Below are 19,185 nucleotides of genomic sequence, written 5' to 3' on the forward strand. Positions count from 1 at the left end.
AAACCAGCATGCGACGGCCAAGCATCACCTTCCTTCGAGCAAGGGATACGCTTCGGAAGATCCGCTACACGGTCAGGCACGAGGCGGGCCTGATCGACCGGACGTTGGGCGCCATCGGAGCCGAGTTCGGTCCCCGCTCACTTCCCCTGCAGCTTCTGCCCGACAAGCCTGCCCTGCAATTCTCGGATGCCGTGTTCGGATCGCTGGAGAAGGCCGCCAGGATTGCGCTGCAGGAACCGGGAGAGCTTCGCGTCCTGTCCGGGCCCGTCAAGCCGATTTCGTTTCTATTGAGCGATACGTCGCTCAACAATTACGCCAGGGGCCCGTCGGACTTCGTTACGATCATCTATCGCTATGTTCGCCACCTCTTACGAGGCCTGCCCGTCGAGAATGTCTATGTCTCGGAGCATGCCATCGAATCCGTGAGGCAGAACCTGCAGAGCCGCCACGCTGCGCTGATCGCGGAGATTGCGGAGGCGGACCGGAGCAAAGTGACGGACGCAAAAGATTTCGAGCGCCAGGTCGAGCTTTGCGCGGCTCTCGCCTGCGAGATCGAGATGGCGCGTCCGATCCGTCGCTTCGATATTGTGCAGATGGCGGACACGCCTTCGCAAGCGATGATGGAATCGCCGAACCGCTTCTGCGCGCTTGTCATCGGCCTTGCACTCGCCATCGCCTCCAAGCGCCCCGCAGCCGTCACCATGAAGACGTCGGAGATTTTGGAAAGCGGCGGACTTGTGGTGCAGGCCCGCTTCTGTGACTTCAATGCCGCCATGGATGCGCCCTCTCCCGTCCAGTCGCTGACGGGAGAGTTTGCGAGGGTTCTGCCCTATCTGCCTTAAAGCTCGATGATGCGCTTCTTGGCGCGCGCGATGGAGGCCGGGCTCATGCTCAGTTCCGTCACGCCCATGCGGATGAATTCGGGAATGAGATCCTCCCGCGCCGCCGCCTCGCCGCAGACGCCCACCCAGATTCCAGCCTTCTTGGCGGCCTGACAGATCAGGTCCACGGCTTTGAGCACGGCGGGATGATCCGCGCGGTTGAGCTTGACGAGGCGCGGATTGAGACGGTCCGCCGCCATCACGTATTGCGTGAGATCGTTGGTGCCGATGGAGAAGAAATCCGCCTCCGTCGCCAGCTCGTCGGCCGTCAGCGCGGCCGCGGGCGTTTCCATCATGATGCCGAGGTCAATCTCGCCGAAGGGGACGTTCTGTGAGCGAAGCTCGCTCCTGCAATCCTCCACGAGCGCCTTGACGGCGCGCAGCTCCGAGATGTCGGCGATCATCGGCACCATCACCTTGATGTTGCCGACGATTGCCGCGCGCAGAAGCGCCTTCAATTGCGGGCGGAAGATTTCCGGCTGATCGAGGCACATGCGAACGCCGCGCCAACCGAGAAACGGATTTTCCTCTTCCGGAAACTCAATACCCGCCACGGGCTTGTCGCCGCCCACATCGAGCGTGCGCACGATCACCGGGCGCGGCGCGAAGGCGCGGGCAAGTTCGGTGTAGATCGCCGTCTGCTCGTCTTCTGACGGCAGAACCTTGCGCTCCATGAAGAGCAGCTCGGTGCGGAACAGGCCGACACCCATGGCGCCGGCTTTCAGGGCCGCATCGACCTCGCTGAGCGAGCCCAGATTGGCGGCGACCTCGATCAATTGGCCGTCGCGGGTTTTCGGCTCTACATGAGCGTAAGCTGCAAGCTGCGCGCGCGCCTCGGTCTCTTTACGGATGCGTTCGCGATAGGCTGCCGTCACATTCTCGGACGGATCGAGCACCACTTCGCCCGTGCCGCCATCGATGGCCACACTCTTCGCCGCGCGAAGCGCCTCCACGGAGCCGTTATATCCCAACACCGCCGGAAGGCCGTGGGTTCTGGCCATGATGGCCACATGCGATGTGGACGAGCCTGTCGTGCAGAGAATGCCGCCGATGCGGGCGATGGGAGCCTTCGCGAAATCCCAGGCGCTGATTTCTTCCGCGACGATGATCGCACCGTCCGGAACATCGGCGAGGGTCGCGTCCTTGCGGCCGAGCAGCGTCAGGGCGATGTTGCGCGTAACACCTCTGATGTCCTCCGCCCGAGCACGGATATAGGCATCGCTCATGGCCTCGAAGCTGCGGGCGAGATCCTCGCCCGCCATCGTCGTCGCATGAACGGCGTCCTCGCCGTTCTTGATGCGGCCCTTCACCTGATCGACGAGTTCGGCATCGTGGGCGACATCGACCAGGGCGTCGATGATCTGAAGATCGTCGGGCTTCAGGCCCACGCGCTCGCGCCCTTCGAGAAGAGCTGCAACCGTCTGGGCGACAGCGGCCTCGTAGCGCAAAACCTCATTCTCGATCTGGTCCACAGGAACCTGACGCCGGTCGGCGACCAGATTCTCATGGAAGAAGGGATGAACCATACCGAGAGCAGCGCCTTCGCTTGCCGGAATGCCCTTGGGGTCACCCGGCGCTGCGACAGACTGCTGCTGAAGCGCGGGCTTGACAGGCGCTTCGGGAGATTTCGCTTCATTCGATCCGCCGACATCCAGGCCCGCATCGGGCGTCTCGAGGAAACGGGCGAGCGCATCCATGGCGACGGTCGCATCCTCGCCATTGGCGCGAATGACGAGCTCGTCGTTTTCCTTCACGCCGAGAAGCATGAGTTTCACGGAGCTTTTCGCGCTGACGCCCTGCTCGTCGCGGACGAGCTCGATGTCGGATTGGAAGCTTTTCGCAAGCTTGACGAACTGGGTCGCAGGGCGCGCATGCAGCCCATCGCGAACTCTCACGCAGACGGTGCGTTCAACCTGCATGGCTCATCTCCAAAGAAAAAGGGCGGCGAGCATGTCGCCGCACAAAAAGTTCAACGAATAACGATCTGCTTTAAGCGGCCGTCTCAATCACGATCTCGGCGCCTGACACGAGAGCGCCGAGCAGAGTGGCGGAATCGACCGGGGATGCGCAAAGCTCCCCCGGGCGTCCGGCGGTATCGGCCCCGTCGAAATTGATGACGACGTGGCCGATATCCGCAACCTTCTTCCATGCCAGTTCCCCAACAGCCGTCAGCTTGGCGGATACGTTGCCGATGCGAAGCACTGCTCCGACCGGCGGAACATCCGCCGTCGGCCCGGCCTGCACATCGTGCAGCACCGAAACTTCAGCAAGCTCCGGCGGTGCACCCACCGCGTAGAGGATCAGGATGCCGCCTTCGATGAGTTCGGAAACCTCGGAGCCGACATCGGTGATCTTGGTCTGGTAGAAAACGGTCATGGATCTCTTGTTTGGTTAGAGGAAGAAGCTCGCTCCATAGGCGATCAGGACCGCGAGAGGTCCGGTGATCTGGCGGCTCAGCAGAACGGCGGGAACGCCGATCTCGATGGTCTTCGGCTTGGCTTCGCCAAGGGCGAGACCGACGGGAACGAAGTCGCAGCCGACCTGCGCGTTGTAGGCAAACAACGCCGGAAGAGCCATTGCGGGTGCAATGGTTCCGTTCGCGATCTGCGGACCGATGATCGCCACGCCGATCACCTGCGCAATGACCGCGCCCGGCCCGAGCACGGGCGAGAGGAACGGCAGGCCGCAGATGGCCGCGAGAACGATGAGGCCGACGATGTTGTTGGCGAGAGGTCCCATGGGCTGCGCCAGCAGATCGCCGATCCCCGTATAGAGGATGAAGCCGATCAGCATGGTCACGAAGGCCATGAACGGCAGCACGTTGCGGATGACCTGATCGATCGTCCGGCGTCCGGCATTGAAGAAGATCGCAACCGCCCGGCCCATGACGCGGCCGACGCTGGTCACGATGCCGATGAAGCCGCCGGTCGATGCCGGGGTATGCGCGAGATCCTCGCGGGCCTCATTGGCGGCGGCACCGACGGACGGCGACAGATCCGACGCTCCTGCCGCGGCAGGAGTCGGAATGTCGGATTCATCCGCATAGGACAGGCTCGCCTCTTTCACGCCCGACACGTAGATGTCTTCGGTGATGAACTGGGCGAGCGGTCCCGATTGCCCGACAGGCGTCAGGTTGATCGTCGGAATGCGCTTGCGCGGATAGACGCCGCAGCGGGCAGTTCCGCCGCAATCGATCACGACGGCCGCGATTTCGCCCTCGACGGGCGGAGCGCGGAAACCGTCGACGACGGTGGCACCCGTCATGTCCGCGAGCTTCTGCGCCAGCGGGGGAATGCCGCCGCCGGTCACGGCGACGATCTTGTCCTTCTGCGCCGTCGGCTTGATGACCAGGGGACCGCCCCAGCCGCTTGAGCCGCGATCGATACGAACTGCTTTAAACTTTTTTTCCATGGCACCCTCCCATCGCCGCTTAGAGCTTCACGCCTTCGCGGCGAGCCATGATCTGCGTGATCTTTTCCGTCACGACGCCTCTGATGAAGATCACGACGACGCCGACGATGAAGTACCAGACGGCGAGATTGATGTGCCATCCGGCCGGTAGCTTTCCGGCGGCTTCAAGCTGCTGCAAGGCCACCAGAACGCCGCCCCACACGAAATATTCGCCCGCATTGGCATGGGGGAACAGGCCCGTGATGGGATGGCAGAAGGACACTGCCGAGTCGTAGAAGGCCGGCTTGTGCTTTTCTTCAAGGAAGGTGCCGAAGGTGTAGGCCATCGGGTTGGTGAGGAAGAACATCGCCATGACAGGCAGCACCGTGTAGCGCGTCAGCGCGATGCGGCCGGCGGCGCGGGCCAATCCGTGCACCCGCTGCTCGCCGACGATTTCCGTGACCGCATAGAATGCCGTCATCAGAACGATCAGGGTCGGGATGATGCCGGTCACGAAACCGGTAAAGACCTGGCCGCCCTGCTGGAAGACGCCGATGAAGTGGCGACCGATGGTGGAGAGCCAGCCAAGCTGCTCCTCCTGAGCGACGTTTTTCACGCGGCTCGCGAAATCGGCGCCGGTGCCGGGAGCGGCGGGAGCCGCGTTCTGCGCCAGGATGATCAGGTCGTTGGACGCCTGCCCTGCCATCTGGCCTGCATGTGCGCCGTCGCCTGCGGCCATTCCAAGGCCGTGGACGGCGTGGCTTGCACTGAGCGATGCGTAGTGAAGACTGTCACTGACAACATCGATGTGCTGAGCCATCGTGCTGAAGATCGTCATGGTTCCTCCCTCAGACAAAGGGCACAAGCGGCCCCTTATTCCTCTTTATGATTCAGCAGGCTTCAGGCCGGCTGATCCTGCAGCGCAGCTTCACGCTTTCGGACTTTTGCATTCTCGATCTGCTGGGCGGCCTGCTCCAGGGCCTGCTTGCGCCCGCGCATGCCGGTGAATGTCTCGTCAGCGAGGAGGCTGGCGATGGTGCGGCCCTCGAACTGGTCAAGGCGCTTGAACTTGGCAAAGACGCTGCGCCCTTCCATGGTGAAGAGGTCGCGGATCGTGTCATTGGGCGCGACTACCAGGATGAGGATGATGCCGCGGCCAAGGCTCGCTCGGGCATTGCCGACGCCCATGTAGCCATCGGTCCAGCGGCGTTCGATGGAGCCCATGACCTCCCGATAATGCCGCATCTGGATCCAGGTCCCGACGGCCTGGAGCAGCCATACCAGGCCAAGCAGAAGCAATCCGATCTGCCAAAGAGCCATCACCCACCTCCAGCTTGAACATGCAAGCGAAGTACGCGTTTCCTAAAATCCATCATCGGTCTGGGAGGCCGATTTTGTCCATTCTTCTTGCGAAGAGAACATTTGCTATCTCAAGTGTCAATGTGTACATTCTAATGAGTGTTGAAACCGGTGAGGAGAGCCCCCTTTGAAAGGGCCTTGCCAGGGAGCCCGGCCTGCCCTTGCCTGGGAGTGCTGCGATGGATCTGACGTTAAGTAAGGAACTCGCCCGTATCCCGGATCTGCGGCATCAGATCCGTAGCCTTCACCGGTTCCGCAGCAGCTTCAACCGGGGCATCGACCTCGTCGCCCGCCATATGAACATGGTCGCGAACATCAACGAGAGCTGCAGCACCCTAGCTTTCCTCAACTGGGCCGAAAAGGCCGATCAGAATAAGCCGTACAGGGTTCACAACAGTCCGGATTCCTGCCTTTTCACCTGCGGTCTCCTCCTGGCAGAATTGATCAGGACTGCGCCCGTCACATCCGTAAAGGAGGCCCACCGGGCTGTAGATGCCTCGCTACCGGTTGAAACCCGAGCGATTGCGGAGTTCTGGCCCGAGGGCTTTCTCCTCACCAGCTACTGCGCCAGCCTTCTGGACGCGATCCTGCAACAGGATTTCAAGACCTCCGTGACCCTCGCCCCGGTCGCGACGGACATCAGGACATGGTGGTCGTTCCGCGAGAACACCCAAGACGATCCCTCCGCTGCCATCGGCTTTTTCGATCTCTTTGCCGGGCAGGAGCCGAACTGGCCGCAGCTGGAGGCAGCCTCGCTGCGCCACGCCCTCGGAAGCGAGCCTCAGCTCGCGTTGCAATAGTGCGAATGGGCCCTTCGGCAGGCGGGCAAACCGTTACTCGCACTCCTTTTTCGGAGTGTCGGCTCGCCATGAGACCAATGTACATATTGTTTGACCGGCATACAAAAGTTCATTACGTAGTTTGGCATCATTTCAGGAAAGAAGGGCAGGATCGATGACACGGGTCACACAGCTGGGCTTGGCGGCCGAACTCGCGGCGCGGGTGGAGAAATTCGGTCCGATCACCATCGGCCTGGCCGGCGCGGGCCAGATGGGAACCGACATCGTCGTCGAGGTCGCTCTCATGCCGGGCGTGCGCATCGGTGCCATCTCCGAGGTCCGCACCCAGGCTGCGCGCGATGCTGCTCTTCTGGCAGGCCATGCCGCCGATGACATCGTGAACGCGTCGAGCTCCTCCGACATCGACCGCGCCATCGAGGCGAACAAGCTCGCCATTACCGATGACCTCAACGCTCTATGCGCCGCAGGCCGCATCGACGTGGTGATCGACGCTACGGGCAACCCGAATATCGGCACGCTGTTCGCCCTCGAGGCGATGAAGAACGGCAAGCATGTCGTGATGCTGAACGTGGAAGCCGACATCACCGTCGGACGTTTCCTCAAGGAAGAGGCCCGCAAGGCTGGCGTCGTTTATACGGGCGCCGCCGGTGACGAGCCTGCCTGCACGCTGGAGATCGTCAGCTTCGCCCAGAGCCTCGGCTTCGAGATCGTGGCCGCAGGCAAAGGCAAAAACAATCCGCTCAAGTTCGATGCGGTGCCCGCCGAGTACGAGCAGGAAGCCCGCGAGCGCAACATGAATGCGCGCATGCTGGTCGAGTTCGTGGACGGCACCAAGACCATGGTCGAGATGGTGGCCGTCGCCAACGCCACGGGCCTCGTGCCGGACGTTCCCGGTATGCATGGCCCGAAGGCCACGCGCGAAGAGCTGGCGCAGGTTCTGTGCACCAAGGAAGACGGCGGCATTCTCAGCCGTTCGGGCGTCGTGGATTACTCCATCGGCAAAGGTGTGGCACCTGGCGTGTTCTGCATCGTGAAGCCGAAGCATCCGCGCGTTCTGGAGCGCATGATCGACCTGAAGGTCGGCCCCGGCCCGTGCTTCTCCATCGTCCGCCCCTATCACCTCACGAGCCTCGAGACGCCGCTCTCGGCTGCCCGCGCCGTTGCCTTTGGCAAGCCCGACATGCAGCCGCTCGATCATCCGGTGGCCGAATGCGTTTCCGTCGCCAAGCGCGACCTGCAGCCGGGCGAGACTCTCGGCAAAATCGGCGAGACGGATTATCGCGGCTTCGCCATGACCTGGAATGAGGCGCGTAGCGAGAAGGCTCTACCGCTCGGCCTGTCGGAGCGCGCGAAGGTGGTGAAGCCCATCAAGGCGGGCGAGCGCCTCACCTACGACAACTGCCAGCCGGATGAGTCCTTCATCGTCACGCAGATCCGCCGCCGCCTCGACGAGGCTGATGCGCGCTTCGTGTCCGCTGCCTGAGATTGAACGGGCGGCCTTGGCGTCGCCCTCACCCCCACCTGCCGAGAGAACAGTCATGGCTCAACCCACGACCAACAAGGCGGCGGCCTCAGTACATGCCGCCAACCTGCCGGATGTGTACCGGCGCCTGTCCACGGATGATCTGCGCGAGGCTCTGCGCAAGATGCACCTCATCCGCCGCTTCGAGGAGAGCGCGGAAGAATCCTACATGCGCGGCCTGATCCACGGCACGATGCACCTGTCCATTGGCCAGGAAGCGAGCGCGGTGGGCATGTGCATGCCATTGTCGGATGCCGACTACATCACCTCCACCCATCGTGGCCACGGCCATTGCATCGGCAAAGGCGCCGAGGTGAAGAAGATGCTCGCCGAGTTCTTCGGCAAGGAAGACGGCTATTGCCGCGGTCGCGGCGGCTCCATGCACATCGCCGATGTGAGCAAGGGCAATCTCGGCGCCAACGGCATCGTGGGCGGCGGCATTCCGATTGCGGTCGGCGCTGCACTCTCCATGAAGAAGCAGGGCAAGGATTCGGTCGTCATCTCGTTCTTCGGTGACGGCGCGAACAACGAAGGCGCGTTCCACGAGGCGCTCAACATGGCGGCCGTCTGGAAGCTGCCTGTGATCTTCGTGTGCGAGAACAACGGCTACGGCATGTCGACCTCCACGAAGCGTTCGACTGCCGTGGCGAACATCGCCGACCGCGCGGGCGCCTATGCGATGCCGGGCGTCATCGTCGACGGCAACAATTTCAGCGCCGTTGCCGCAGCCTCCTTCGAGGCCTGCGACCGCGCCCGCCGTGGCGAAGGTCCGACGCTGATCGAGAGCAAGACCTACCGCATTCGCGGCCATTCGCGCTCGGACCGCAACCGCTATCGCACGAAGGAAGAGATCGAGTCCTGGCAGGCGCGCGATCCCATCGGGATCTTCGAGAAGGAACTCACGGATCTCGGCCTCATCACGCCCGACGAGATCGAGAAGATCCGCGCCGAGGTGGAAGCCGAAATCGCAGAAGGTCTCGAATTCGCGAAGGCCAGCCCCTCGCCTGCGCCTACCGACGTCACCCGCTATGTCTACACGGATTGAGCCTGCCATGGATGCGAATGTGCGTGAACTCAGCTATGCCCAAGCCATTCAGGAAGCGATGGCCATCGCCATGGAGCAGGACGAGCGCGTCTTTCTCATGGGCGAGGATATCGGCGTCTATGGCGGCGCGTTTCAGGTGACCGGCGACCTGGTCCATCGCTTCGGCGAGGACCGGGTGATGGACACTCCGATTTCCGAACTCGGCGGCGCAGGCGTCGCGGTTGGTGCTGCCGTCACCGGCATGCGCCCGATCTTCGAGTTCCAGTTCTCGGATTTTGCGACGCTCGCCATGGAGCAGATCGTGAACCAGGCCGCGAAGATGCGCTACATGCTCGGCGGCAACGTCTCGGTGCCGCTCGTGATGCGCTTTCCCGCAGGCTCCGGCACGGGTGCCGCGGCCCAGCACAGCCAGAGCCTGGAAGCCTGGCTCGCGCATGTGCCCGGCCTGAAGGTGCTTCAGCCTTCGACGCCGCACGATGCCAAGGGCATGTTGCTCGCAGCCGTCGCCGATCCCGACCCGGTGATGATCTTCGAGCACAAGCTTCTCTACAAGATGAAGGGTCCGGTGCCGGAAGGCTATTACACGGTTCCCATCGGCAAGGCCGAGACGCGCCGCCATGGCCGCGATCTCACCATCGTCGCCACCGCGATCATGGTGCACAAATCGCTCGATGCCGCGGCACAACTCGCGGAGGAAGGCATCGACGTCGAGGTGATCGACCTGCGCTCGCTGCGTCCGATGGATACGCCCGCCATCATCGAGAGCGTGAAGAAGACCTCGCGGCTTCTCTGCGTCTACGAGGGCGTGAAGACGCTCGGCATCGGCGCTGAGATCAGCGCGGCCATCGTCGAGAGCGACGCCTTCGATTATCTCGATGCGCCGGTGATGCGCTTAGGGGGCGCGGAATCGCCGCTTCCCTACAATCCGGAGCTCGAAAAGGCCGCCGTGCCGCAGGTTCCCGATATCGTCGCTGCCGCGCGCAAGCTCGTTCGCAAGGAGGCCTGACATGCCGACTGAGGTGATCCTGCCGCGCGTCGACATGGATATGGCGACCGGCAAAGTCTCCAAGTGGTTCGTGAAGGAGAACGCCAAGGTCGAGAAGGGCCAGGTGATCTTCGAGATCGAAACCGACAAGGCCGCAATGGAAATCGAGGCTCCTGTTTCCGGCATTCTCCGGGACGTGACGGGCGAGGAAGGCCAGGAAGTGCCGGTCGGCAGCATCGTCGCCATGATCTACGGCGAGAACGAGGCCTATGCAGGCCCCGCGAAAGTTGCTGGCGGGCCGGTTCAGGCCGCACCCGGAGCACCTATCGACATTCCGACCGCAGCCGATGCGCCTGCCGAGCCGGCCTCCCCCGCTCCGGCAGTGACCACGCGTGAGCCTGTCACCGCAGACTCGCATGGCGTTCGCGCGACGCCGCTTGCCCGCCGCTTCGCGCGCGAGCAGGGAATCGAGCTCAGCCAGCTGCGCGGCTCCGGTCCGCGCGGACGGATTCAGCACAGCGACGTGCTGGAGCATGTGAGCAGTCAGGGCGCAGCCACTGAGGCGCGCCCTGCCGCGCGTTCTGCGTGCCGTGTACCGGCGGCAACTTCCGCTGCGCGTGAAACGAGTGCGCTGAACCGCGTCTGGCTGCGCCAGGGATCGGGCACGCCCATCGTTCTGATCCACGGCTTCGGCTCGGACCTGAACAGCTGGCGTCCTCTTCTGTCCTCCATGCCTGCGGACCGCTCGATCCTCGGCATCGATCTGCCGGGGCACGGACGCTCGCCGCTTTCCGGTGAGAGCACCCTCGACGATCTGGCTGCCTCCATCATCGACACGCTCCTCAGCGAAGGTGTCGAGAGCCTGCATCTGATCGGGCATTCCCTCGGCTCGGCGGTCGCAGCAACCGTTGCGGCGCAGTCGCAGCTCGACATCCGCTCTTTGATGCTGCTGTCACCCGCAGGTCTCGGCCCCGACATGAACGGCGCCTTCATCTCCGGCTTTCTGCGCGCCACGAGCGAGGCGAGCCTTGCTCCGTGGGTGCGCGAACTCGCCTTCGACGAACGCGCCCTTGGCGCATCATTCGTCAGCGCGACGCTGCGCGCCCGCACGAACGAGCTGACGCAGTCGCAGGAGCAGATCGCGGGCAGCCTGTTCCCGGACGGCACGCAATCCTTCAGCATCCGTCACCTGCTCGAGAACTTCGACTGGCCGGTGAAGGTGGTCTACGGCACGGAGGACCGGATCATTCCGGCTCGCCACGCAGCGGGCCTGCCGGGCAATGTCGCCGTTCACCTGTTCCCGGCCACCGGCCACATGCCCCAGATCGAGCAGCGGCAGGCCATCGGACGTCTGGCGGCGGAACTCGCACGGCTCGGATAAGCGGCCAAGCAACCGAACAAAGCAAAATGCCCGGCACGAGCCGGGCATTTCTTTTTGTGCGTTTGCAATTTGCTTTTAAGCGCGTCCGCCCACGGACAGGGACAGATCGTCCTGCGCTTGCTGCGTGCTCTTCTGCTTTAGCCGCGATTCCGCGAGATCGCCCTGCGCCTCCAGCAGCGGATAGGCGGTCGCCGTGAGGTGGCCGTGGATGCGCTTCAGGTCGCGGATGATGTCGATGTGGATCGAGCTCGTCTCGATGGATTCCGGCCTGCCGTCCTTCAGGCGCACGAAGTGGCTCTCGGCGGCGTTGCGCTCGGCAGTGCGCATGGCGCTCTTATCGGCGAAGAGTCTGCGGGCAAGGCCCACATCGCGCGTGGCGAACACGTTGGCGGCAAGACGCATGGTCTCGATGACGCGCCCGTGGAAAGCGCGGATTTCCTCCAGCCCTTCGGCAGAGAAGGAAAGCTGACGACGCACCTTCTTGGCGGCGAGTTCTACGAGGTTCTTGTCGATGATGTCGCCGATATGCTCGAGATTGGTGGTGAAGGTCAGGATCTCCAGCAGACGGCGGCTTTCCTCTTCCGACATCGGCGCCTTCGACGCCTCGACGAGATAGAGCTTGATCGCCTCGTGCAGGCGGTCGACGGTGTCGTCCGCCTTTTCAATATCCTTCACTAGCTTCTGGTCATTGCCCTCAATGGCGGCCATCGCATTCTGCAGCATGGATGTCACCAGATCGCCCATGCGCAGGGATTCACGCAGAGCGCAGGCGAGCGCCTCTGACGGCGTGTCGAGCACGCTCTTTTCCAGATGGCGCGGCTTGCCTTCATCGACCGCGCCCTCGGGCTCGTTGCCCCAGCGCTGCAAGAGGCTGGCGATGACGCCAACAAGGGGAAGGCCCACGAGCGCCACGACGAGATTGAAGGCCGTGTGGAAGAGAACCACGTTGCGGGCCGGATCCTGCACGAGAAGCGCCATCTCCTCGGCGAAGAACCCGACGAAGGGGATGGCGGCAAGACCGATCACGCCACGCATGAGAAGGTTGCCGAGAGGCACGCGGCGCGCCGCAGGCGGAGAGCCGGAGAGCGCCACCCAGGGAGCAAAGGCTCCGCCGATATTCGCGCCGAGCACGAGGATCAAGGCCACCGGCACCGGAATGACGCCGCTTCCCGTGAGCGACATCACGAAGAGCACAATGGCGAGGCTGGAATGCGCTGCCCAGGTCAGAAGTGCTGCAATGCCGAGCGCGATGAGAGGCTCGCCGCCCACCGCGCCGAGCACGACGCGCATGGTGGGCGCCTCACGCAAGGCTGCAGCGGCAATGCTCAGCTCCTGCAGGGCAAGAAGAAGGAATCCGAGGCCGATGATCGCGCGCGCTGCGCCGACAGCGCTCTCGCGGCTGCTGTAGAGCACGTATCCGCCGGCAACCAGAACCGCCCAGAACCATTTGATGTCGAAGGCGAGCAACTGTGCCGCGAGCGTCGAGCCCACATCCGCGCCGAGCATGACGGCAAGCGCCGCCGAGAGCCCGATGAGGCCCCGACCGGCAAAGGAGCCGATGATCAGCGCCATGGCCGTGCTCGATTGCAGCAGCGTGGTCGCGAACATGCCGGTGAAGAAGGCGGAGAGGCGGTTGCTGGACGAGACGGCCACCATCCGGCGCAGCTGTGCGCCGAGCGCCTGGGTCACGCCGGTGCGCACCATGCGCACGCCCCACAGAAGCAGGGCGACACTGCCAATCATCTGAATGAGTGTCCGGGTAGCGTCCATTTCTTCCTATGCCTGATTTGTTTTGCCGACTTAATGAACCGATAAAGTGCGAATGCCCCTCCGATTGCAAGTCCTCTGAGGGCAAAAGCGAACAAAATATCTCTGCTGTGCCTCCGAAGAGGCTCATCGCAGCCGGATTTGGGGCGCTCCAGCCGGTTCGGAGATCCCGCTACGCTTGTTCAGCGACTGATTCGCTTGCCGGCTGTAGCTTCCCGCGCTCGGATGACGCAACGGAAAGCGTGGAGAAAAGATCCGCCCTGAGCGGCGTCTCGCCGAACCAGTTCAGGCGATTGATGGTGACATGGCCGCTGTCGATGGCCTCGTTCTCATCGCCGGGGAAGGTGCTGTGCGGCCTGCCGCGCGGAACCACGATCACGGTCGTGTCGCCCTCGATCGAGACCACCTCGGCGGCATTGCCGATCTTGTCGCGTCCGATCTTGGGTTGCCGGATCGGCGCAGGAAGCTCCAGGGGCAGGTTGATGCTCAAGAAATGCCCGTCCGCCCAGACCTCGCGGTTCTGCCATAGGTTCCGGATCAGTCCAGCCAGCCACGGCACGTCTTGACCAGTGATGCGCGGGTTCTTGACCCGTGAAAACCCGATGGCCGGAACGCCCCAGAAGGTCGCTTCCCGCGCGATGCCGAGGGTACCCGAATAAGCGAGATCCTCCGCCACGTTGCGCCCGTCGTTGACGCCAGCGAGGACGAGATCGGGACGCTTGCCATCCTTGAAGAGCCAGGTCATCGCCGTGACGACGCTATCGGCAGGCGTGCCGGAGCAGGAATAGCGGCGCTCGTCGAGGCGCTTCATGGTCAAGGGGCGCGCAATCGTCAGCGACGAGCTGCCCGCCGTGCGCTTGCCATCGGGAGCGACCACCCACACGTCGTCGGACAGCGTGCGAGCAACCTCGGTGAGAAAGGCGATGCCCGGCGCTTCAACGCCATCATCGTTGCAGACGAGGATTCTCATGCGATCTTTCCTTCGCGAAGGGTCAGGCTCTGCCCGGTGCGCGCATCGATGCGCAGGGACGGGATGTGCAATGTGAGGTCGTCGAGCATGTACGGCGTGCAGGAATGGCCGAGAACCGGCGGCTCGCCGCTCCTGTGCCAGATATCCATGTTGCCCGAGAGGGTCGGATGCGTCGGCATGCGGATCCAGCCTGCACGGCCTGCGCGATAGAGGAGATCGCCGGGCGACGATGCCGGAAGATGCCCCGTCAGAAGCACCGGATAGTTGCTGGCATCGGCGAGCGGGATCAGCGTCGCGGAAGGACCCGCCGTTCCCATGCCGTCGTCAGCGAGCAACGGACAATCCGGCAAGGGTTCGCCGTCGTGCCAGTCGATGGCCGACGCCAACTGATGCTTCAGCCGCTCGACCGCCTTGGGATACAACGCATCTGTTGCAGCGATCTGGCTCGCCAGGGCCTGGCGCATGCTGGCATGGATGGCGAAGCGCTTCGGCATGATCGCGAGGAGTTCAAGCGAGCGACCGAACAGAGGCGTCGGCAAGAGGCACCCTTTCGGATGCTCCGCGATCCAGGTGGCGATTGCATCGGCGCGCGCGCCGCCGGACACCGGATCGGCCCCATAGGACGCATCGAGGATCAACAGATCGCAGGACGGCAGCGGGTCCATCACGAAGACCTTGCTATCAGGCAGAACGTCACCAGCATAGACGACGGTTTCCTGCCCGTTGCCGACCGCGAACCACACGCCGCCGACCACATGGCCCGAGCGCCCGGTGCGGATGGTGAAATCGCCGATCGTCAACGTATCGCCGGGCCTGAACAGCTCGACCCGATCACGCGGAAACGGAAACTGCTTCAACTGCGCCGCATCCGCATAATGCGCGAGCGTTGCCGGAGCCTCGTCGCGCGTCTCTTCCGTCATGTAGATCGGGCCGGAATAGCCCTGCGCGAGAAACCAGGACAGCGCGCCGACATGGTCCTCATGCGCGTGGGACAGAAGCAAGGCGTCGATCGTTTCGATGCCCTTGTCGATCGCCGGGTAATATTCGCGCCCGGAAGCGCCCACCTTGATTCCGACATCAAGCAGGATGTGGCTGTTCGCGGAACGGAGCGCAACGCTCGTGCGCCCTTTCTCGCCGAAGCCGCCATGGAGATCCACCTGCATCATGCGGCGCTCCCGGCCTCTGGAATGAGCCAGCCGGTCTTGATGCGCACGCGTGCTTCCACACCCGCTTCCAGCGTCACCGGATCGGCCTGCTCGATATGCAGGTTGAGATCGGGACGCGCGACCGGCGACAGCTCGACGCGTGCGCGTCCGCCCTGATAGACGACGCGCTTGATGGCAACCGCAATGCCGTCCTCGTTCGGACCGACAGCCTCCAGCTCGGGCGAGCGGCAGCACAGCTTTGCACCGGTCCGCGGGCGCTCGTTGGGACGGCAGCGCACCACGACTTCCTGGCCCAGCACGCGAACGCGGCAATGCCCGGCTTCCGCAGCCGTCAGTACGTCGGCGGGCAGGATGATGCCTTGAGAGATGAACGACGCGACCATCTCGTTCGCGGGCTCGCGATAGAGTTCGCGCGGGGGCGCGAGCTGCGCGAGCTTGCCCTTGTCCATCACGGCGATGCGATCCGCGAGCGCCATGGCTTCCGCCTGATCGTGCGTGATGTAGACGATGGTCGTGCCGGTGCGCTTGTGGAAATCCGCGAACTCGTCCTCCATCGCCGCGCGCAGGTGCACATCGAGATTGGCGAGCGGCTCATCGAAGAGCACGAGCGACGGCGCGGAAACGAGGCAGCGCGCCAGGGCCACACGCTGTCGCTGACCGCCGGAGAGATTGGCCGGACGCCGGTCGCCATAGCTGTTGAGATTGACGAGCGACAAAGCTTCGGCAACGCGACGGTCGCGCTCGGCGCGGCCGACTTTCGCCACCTTCAGGCTATAGCCGACGTTTTCAGCGACCGTCATGTGCGGCCAGAGCGCATAGTTCTGGAACACGATGCCGACTTTGCGCTTCTCGGGCGGCAGGCTGTGCTCGGCGGAAGACATGGTCTGGCCGCCGATGACGATGCGCCCGTCCGTGACCTTCTCGAAACCCGCCACCATGCGTAGCAGGGTGGTCTTGCCGCATCCGGATGGACCTAGAACCGCCAGGAATTCTCCGTCGGCGACATCGATGGAAACGTTGGACAGCGCATCGTAATCGCCGAAGCGTTTGCTGACCTGATCGATGGTTAATCCCGCCATGGGAGGACTCCGTTCGGCAAATGAGGTGCAAGGAAATTGGAAGCGAGCATCAATAGGAAGGTCAGCGCCACGGTCATCATGGAGATCGCCGCCGCATAGCTCGAATCGCCGCCCTGCTCGAAGGAGAAGATGACGACGCCGATGGTCTCGGAGCCCGAGGACCACAACAGAGCGGACACCGTCAGCTCGCTCAGCGCCGTCATGAAGATCAGCAGGCCGCCAGCGACAGCGACCGGCGCGATGAGCGGGAAGATGATGGTGCGCAGACGCATCATGAAGCCTGCGCCTGCGACCTGGGCTGCTTCCTCAAGCGAACGGTCGATCTGATGGAAGCCGCTCACCGTCGGGCGAAGGGCGAGCACCATGAAACGCGCGAGGTAGGCATACAGGATGATCCAGACCGTGTTGTAGATCTGTAGGTTGATCACCGGAATGGGCTTGAGGAATAGAAGCAGCGCCGCAATCGCCAGCACAACGCCCGGCAGCGCGTAGGGCAGTTCCACAGTGAGGTTGAGGATCTTCGTCCACCACGTCATGCGCCAGGCGATGAAATAGCCGAGCGGCACCGCCACCAGAACGGCGAAGACGGCGGCGGTGACGGACAGGACCGAACTGTTGAGGAAGGCGCTCTTCGCCGCCGCATGATCGAACAGCACGAAGGAGTAATTGGAGAGCGTCGCGGTCTTGAGATTCAGCGGAATGCCATAGCCCGGCACCAGCGAGGTGAGGAACAGCCCTAAGAGCGGCAACACCAGGATGGCACAGACGATCAGCCACATGATCGTCTCGGCCAGCGGACGATAGCGCCCGAGCTCGAAGGGCTCGACGGGAAGCGATGTGGTGGAGATGCGGTAATCGCGGCGGCGGCTGATGATGTCCTGCGCGACGATTCCCGCCATGGCAATGGCGCCGATGAGCAGAGAGAGAAACGCGACTTCCGACAGAACGGAAGGCCCTGCGCCTGCGAGGCGTTGATAGATGAGTGTCGGCAGAACGAGATAATTCGCCGGGATGCCCAAGAAAGCGGGAATGCCGAAATTGCCGACGCAGGAGACGAAGACGAGCGCGGACGCGCCGATGATGGAGGGCGTCATCAGCGGCAGGACGATGGTGCGCAGAACCGTCCAGCGGCCAGCCCCTCCGGCAAGGCCCGCCTCCACCAATTCACGCGGCAATTTGCGCAGGCCCGCGCGCACCATGAGGAACACCAGCGGGCCGTATTGGACGGCGAGCAGCAGGATGATGCCTTGCGCGGAATAGAGCGGATTGCGGGTGCCCAAGGGCGGCGCGATTCCGAGGAGCTTCAGGAGAGGGCTTGCGGGGCCGAACAATTGCAGCCATGCGAGCGCCGTGACCTGAGGCGCGATCATCAGCGGCGTCACGAAGCAGAGCACGAAGGCGCTGCGTCCGCGAACGTCGGTGAGGGACACGAGGATGGCGACGGCGGTTCCGAAGAGCACCGCGAGAATGGTGCCTCCGAAACCGACCACGAGAGAGTTCAGGGTCGCAGTCCAGGTTGCCGGATTCGACAGCCCGGCCTCGACGGCCGCAATCGACAGTCGCCCGCCCGGCGCAAGAATTTCCTGCACCAGACGAAGCATGGGAAGAATTGACAGGATCACGACGATTGAAATGACAAGACCTGTCAGAATCCTTTCCGACGGCAGGCCCCTTTTGACGGGGGCCGGCACTTGGAAATCGGATGTATCCCGAACGCGACTGATCGATACGGCCATCGAGAAAGGCTCCTTAGCCGCCGAAGAGCTTCGAGAATTTGCTCTTGTCGTCCTCGGTGCGCTGCAGAACCGCCTTGATGTCGATCGGCATGATCTTGATCTTGGCGTCGGCAGGCAGCCAGGACGGGCGTCCGGCGCTTTCCTTCGCGGGCAGATAGCCCTGCGACAGCGCGAGCTTCTGTCCGGCATCCGAAAGAATGAAGTCGATGAACTTCTTGGCAGCAGCCGGATTCTTCGCCGTCGACATGATTGCCACCGGCTCGGTGACGGCAGGCACGCCCTCGCTCGGAAACACGAACTCGATGGGTGAGCCCTTGGCCTTGGCGTTGAGCGCCATGAAGTCGACGAGAATGCCGTAGGGCTTCTCACCGCTCGCCACGGATTTCAGCACCGCACCATTGCCACGAACGGCAATGGTGTCGTTGGCCTTCAGCTTCTCGAAATAGCCCCAGCCCAGTTCCGGCTTCGCGGCGAAGCCCGAGAGCTGATAGGCGGCGGCACCCGAGTAGAGCGGGCTCGGCATGACGAGCATGCCCTTGTAGTCAGCCGCAGTCAGGTCCGACCAATGCTGAGGCTTCTTGGCGGCGCCCGTGTTGTAGGCGATGCCGGTGGTGATCAGCTTGCTGCCGAAATAGGTCTTGTCGGCATCAAAACTTTCGGCCGGGAAACCGTCGGTCTTCGCTTCCTTATAGGCGGCGAGGCGCCCATCCTTCTTCAGAAGCTCCATGCTCACCGCATCGGCGATGAAGAGCACGTCGGGCTGGGGAGCGCCGGCCGCGAACTCGGCGGCGAGCTTGCTGAGGATATCGCTGGTGCCGGAGCGATAGACCTGGACCTCGATGCCCGGGTTCACTTTGCGGAATTCTTCGACGGTCTTCGAAGCATCCGCCTCCGGTTGAGAGGTATAGAGCATCAGTGTTTCAGCCGATGCAGCAGAGGCGATAAGACTTGCGGCAAGAGCCAAGGGTGCCAGTCGCAGACCCTTCAGAGATTGGATCATAGCTTCCTCCAGATGTTACACGATATCGGAGAGTCGAAAGGCTCCCCGATTCGCAAATTCTTATTCGTTTTGCTGTCACCGGTTGATGACATTACGGAAGGACG

At 63.2% G+C, this 19,185-nt stretch carries 17 protein-coding genes; 6 read left to right on the forward strand and 11 right to left on the reverse strand.

The genetic code is table 11. The features are described 5' to 3' along the window. Positions 1-8 precede the first annotated feature (8 nt). Complete coding sequence (locus tag MHY87_RS12520) at positions 9-842, forward strand: hypothetical protein (protein WP_239352166.1); 834 nt, start codon at positions 9-11, stop codon at positions 840-842. On the opposite strand, the gene ptsP is transcribed toward MHY87_RS12520, so the two are convergent. The 5 genes from ptsP to MHY87_RS12545 form a co-directional block, all read right to left on the reverse strand. After that, positions 839-2,800, reverse strand: coding sequence for a phosphoenolpyruvate--protein phosphotransferase (gene ptsP, locus MHY87_RS12525; protein ID WP_239352168.1), 1,962 nt, complete (start codon positions 2,798-2,800; stop codon positions 839-841). The genes MHY87_RS12520 and ptsP overlap by 4 nt on opposite strands. Positions 2,801-2,870: 70 nt before the next feature. Beyond that, positions 2,871-3,257, reverse strand: coding sequence for a PTS glucitol/sorbitol transporter subunit IIA (locus MHY87_RS12530; protein ID WP_239352170.1), 387 nt, complete (start codon positions 3,255-3,257; stop codon positions 2,871-2,873). Positions 3,258-3,272: 15 nt separating this feature from the next. Next, a complete protein-coding gene (locus MHY87_RS12535; RefSeq protein ID WP_239352172.1) occupies positions 3,273-4,292 on the reverse strand; it encodes a PTS glucitol/sorbitol transporter subunit IIB in 1,020 nt (339 codons plus the stop codon). Between the two features lie 19 nt (positions 4,293-4,311). Further along, complete coding sequence (locus MHY87_RS12540) at positions 4,312-5,109, reverse strand: PTS glucitol/sorbitol transporter subunit IIC (protein ID WP_239352174.1); 798 nt, start codon at positions 5,107-5,109, stop codon at positions 4,312-4,314. A gap of 62 nt (positions 5,110-5,171) precedes the next feature. Further along, a complete protein-coding gene (locus MHY87_RS12545; protein ID WP_239352176.1) occupies positions 5,172-5,591 on the reverse strand; it encodes a transcriptional regulator GutM in 420 nt (139 codons plus the stop codon). A 218-nt stretch (positions 5,592-5,809) separates the two neighbouring features. On the opposite strand from MHY87_RS12545, the gene MHY87_RS12550 reads away from it, so the two are divergent. The 5 genes from MHY87_RS12550 (at position 5,810) to MHY87_RS12570 (ending at position 11,363) form a co-directional block, all read left to right on the forward strand. Beyond that, positions 5,810-6,430 carry a hypothetical protein gene (locus MHY87_RS12550; RefSeq protein ID WP_239352178.1) on the forward strand — a complete coding sequence of 207 codons (621 nt, stop codon included), beginning with the start codon at positions 5,810-5,812 and terminating at the stop codon, positions 6,428-6,430. A 154-nt stretch (positions 6,431-6,584) separates the two neighbouring features. Then, the gene (locus MHY87_RS12555; RefSeq protein ID WP_239352180.1) at positions 6,585-7,913 is read left to right on the forward strand and encodes an NAD(P)H-dependent oxidoreductase; all 1,329 of its coding nucleotides are present in this window, start codon (positions 6,585-6,587) and stop codon (positions 7,911-7,913) included. A gap of 55 nt (positions 7,914-7,968) precedes the next feature. Continuing rightward, positions 7,969-8,997: a thiamine pyrophosphate-dependent dehydrogenase E1 component subunit alpha gene (locus MHY87_RS12560; RefSeq protein ID WP_239352182.1), complete on the forward strand. Its 1,029-nt coding sequence runs from the start codon at positions 7,969-7,971 to the stop codon at positions 8,995-8,997. A 7-nt stretch (positions 8,998-9,004) separates the two neighbouring features. After that, a complete protein-coding gene (locus tag MHY87_RS12565) occupies positions 9,005-10,003 on the forward strand; it encodes an alpha-ketoacid dehydrogenase subunit beta (RefSeq protein ID WP_239352183.1) in 999 nt (332 codons plus the stop codon). A gap of 1 nt (position 10,004) precedes the next feature. Then, complete coding sequence (locus MHY87_RS12570) at positions 10,005-11,363, forward strand: acetoin dehydrogenase dihydrolipoyllysine-residue acetyltransferase subunit (RefSeq protein WP_239352185.1); 1,359 nt, start codon at positions 10,005-10,007, stop codon at positions 11,361-11,363. 75 nt (positions 11,364-11,438) lie between these two features. On the opposite strand, the gene MHY87_RS12575 is transcribed toward MHY87_RS12570, so the two are convergent. From MHY87_RS12575 to MHY87_RS12600, 6 genes are all read right to left on the reverse strand, one after another. Next, a complete protein-coding gene (locus MHY87_RS12575; RefSeq protein WP_239352187.1) occupies positions 11,439-13,133 on the reverse strand; it encodes a Na/Pi cotransporter family protein in 1,695 nt (564 codons plus the stop codon). Positions 13,134-13,302: 169 nt separating this feature from the next. Then, positions 13,303-14,100 (reverse strand): 5'/3'-nucleotidase SurE, encoded by a 798-nt coding sequence (locus MHY87_RS12580; protein ID WP_239352189.1) that lies wholly within the window; start codon positions 14,098-14,100, stop codon positions 13,303-13,305. Then, positions 14,097-15,266 (reverse strand): MBL fold metallo-hydrolase, encoded by a 1,170-nt coding sequence (locus MHY87_RS12585; RefSeq protein ID WP_370644908.1) that lies wholly within the window; start codon positions 15,264-15,266, stop codon positions 14,097-14,099. Before MHY87_RS12585 ends, MHY87_RS12580 begins: the two co-directional genes overlap by 4 nt. Further along, a complete protein-coding gene (locus tag MHY87_RS12590) occupies positions 15,263-16,345 on the reverse strand; it encodes an ABC transporter ATP-binding protein (RefSeq protein WP_239352191.1) in 1,083 nt (360 codons plus the stop codon). The genes MHY87_RS12585 and MHY87_RS12590 overlap by 4 nt, the downstream gene beginning before the upstream one ends. Beyond that, positions 16,333-17,946 carry an iron ABC transporter permease gene (locus tag MHY87_RS12595; protein WP_239352287.1) on the reverse strand — a complete coding sequence of 538 codons (1,614 nt, stop codon included), beginning with the start codon at positions 17,944-17,946 and terminating at the stop codon, positions 16,333-16,335. Before MHY87_RS12595 ends, MHY87_RS12590 begins: the two co-directional genes overlap by 13 nt. A gap of 148 nt (positions 17,947-18,094) precedes the next feature. Next, the gene (locus MHY87_RS12600; protein ID WP_239352193.1) at positions 18,095-19,081 is read right to left on the reverse strand and encodes an ABC transporter substrate-binding protein; all 987 of its coding nucleotides are present in this window, start codon (positions 19,079-19,081) and stop codon (positions 18,095-18,097) included. Positions 19,082-19,185: the final 104 nt, after the last annotated feature.

Source organism: Microvirga sp. ACRRW (assembly GCF_022346925.1).
GTDB lineage: Bacteria > Pseudomonadota > Alphaproteobacteria > Rhizobiales > Beijerinckiaceae > Microvirga.

Excerpts from the sequence above, each read along its gene's own strand:
- MHY87_RS12540 (WP_239352174.1), bottom strand. The coding sequence starts at position 5,109 with ATGACGATCTTCAGCACGATGGCTCAGCACATCGATGTTGTCAGTGAC.
- MHY87_RS12590 (WP_239352191.1), bottom strand. The coding sequence starts at position 16,345 with ATGGCGGGATTAACCATCGATCAGGTCAGCAAACGCTTCGGCGATTAC.
- MHY87_RS12555 (WP_239352180.1), top strand. The coding sequence starts at position 6,585 with ATGACACGGGTCACACAGCTGGGCTTGGCGGCCGAACTCGCGGCGCGG.
- MHY87_RS12600 (WP_239352193.1), bottom strand. The coding sequence starts at position 19,081 with ATGATCCAATCTCTGAAGGGTCTGCGACTGGCACCCTTGGCTCTTGCC.
- MHY87_RS12560 (WP_239352182.1), top strand. The coding sequence starts at position 7,969 with ATGGCTCAACCCACGACCAACAAGGCGGCGGCCTCAGTACATGCCGCC.
- ptsP (WP_239352168.1), bottom strand. The coding sequence starts at position 2,800 with ATGCAGGTTGAACGCACCGTCTGCGTGAGAGTTCGCGATGGGCTGCAT.
- MHY87_RS12575 (WP_239352187.1), bottom strand. The coding sequence starts at position 13,133 with ATGGACGCTACCCGGACACTCATTCAGATGATTGGCAGTGTCGCCCTG.
- MHY87_RS12535 (WP_239352172.1), bottom strand. The coding sequence starts at position 4,292 with ATGGAAAAAAAGTTTAAAGCAGTTCGTATCGATCGCGGCTCAAGCGGC.
- MHY87_RS12530 (WP_239352170.1), bottom strand. The coding sequence starts at position 3,257 with ATGACCGTTTTCTACCAGACCAAGATCACCGATGTCGGCTCCGAGGTT.
- MHY87_RS12595 (WP_239352287.1), bottom strand. The coding sequence starts at position 17,946 with ATGCTTCGTCTGGTGCAGGAAATTCTTGCGCCGGGCGGGCGACTGTCG.
- MHY87_RS12570 (WP_239352185.1), top strand. The coding sequence starts at position 10,005 with ATGCCGACTGAGGTGATCCTGCCGCGCGTCGACATGGATATGGCGACC.
- MHY87_RS12580 (WP_239352189.1), bottom strand. The coding sequence starts at position 14,100 with ATGAGAATCCTCGTCTGCAACGATGATGGCGTTGAAGCGCCGGGCATC.
- MHY87_RS12550 (WP_239352178.1), top strand. The coding sequence starts at position 5,810 with ATGGATCTGACGTTAAGTAAGGAACTCGCCCGTATCCCGGATCTGCGG.
- MHY87_RS12545 (WP_239352176.1), bottom strand. The coding sequence starts at position 5,591 with ATGGCTCTTTGGCAGATCGGATTGCTTCTGCTTGGCCTGGTATGGCTG.
- MHY87_RS12565 (WP_239352183.1), top strand. The coding sequence starts at position 9,005 with ATGGATGCGAATGTGCGTGAACTCAGCTATGCCCAAGCCATTCAGGAA.
- MHY87_RS12585 (WP_370644908.1), bottom strand. The coding sequence starts at position 15,266 with ATGATGCAGGTGGATCTCCATGGCGGCTTCGGCGAGAAAGGGCGCACG.
- MHY87_RS12520 (WP_239352166.1), top strand. The coding sequence starts at position 9 with ATGCGACGGCCAAGCATCACCTTCCTTCGAGCAAGGGATACGCTTCGG.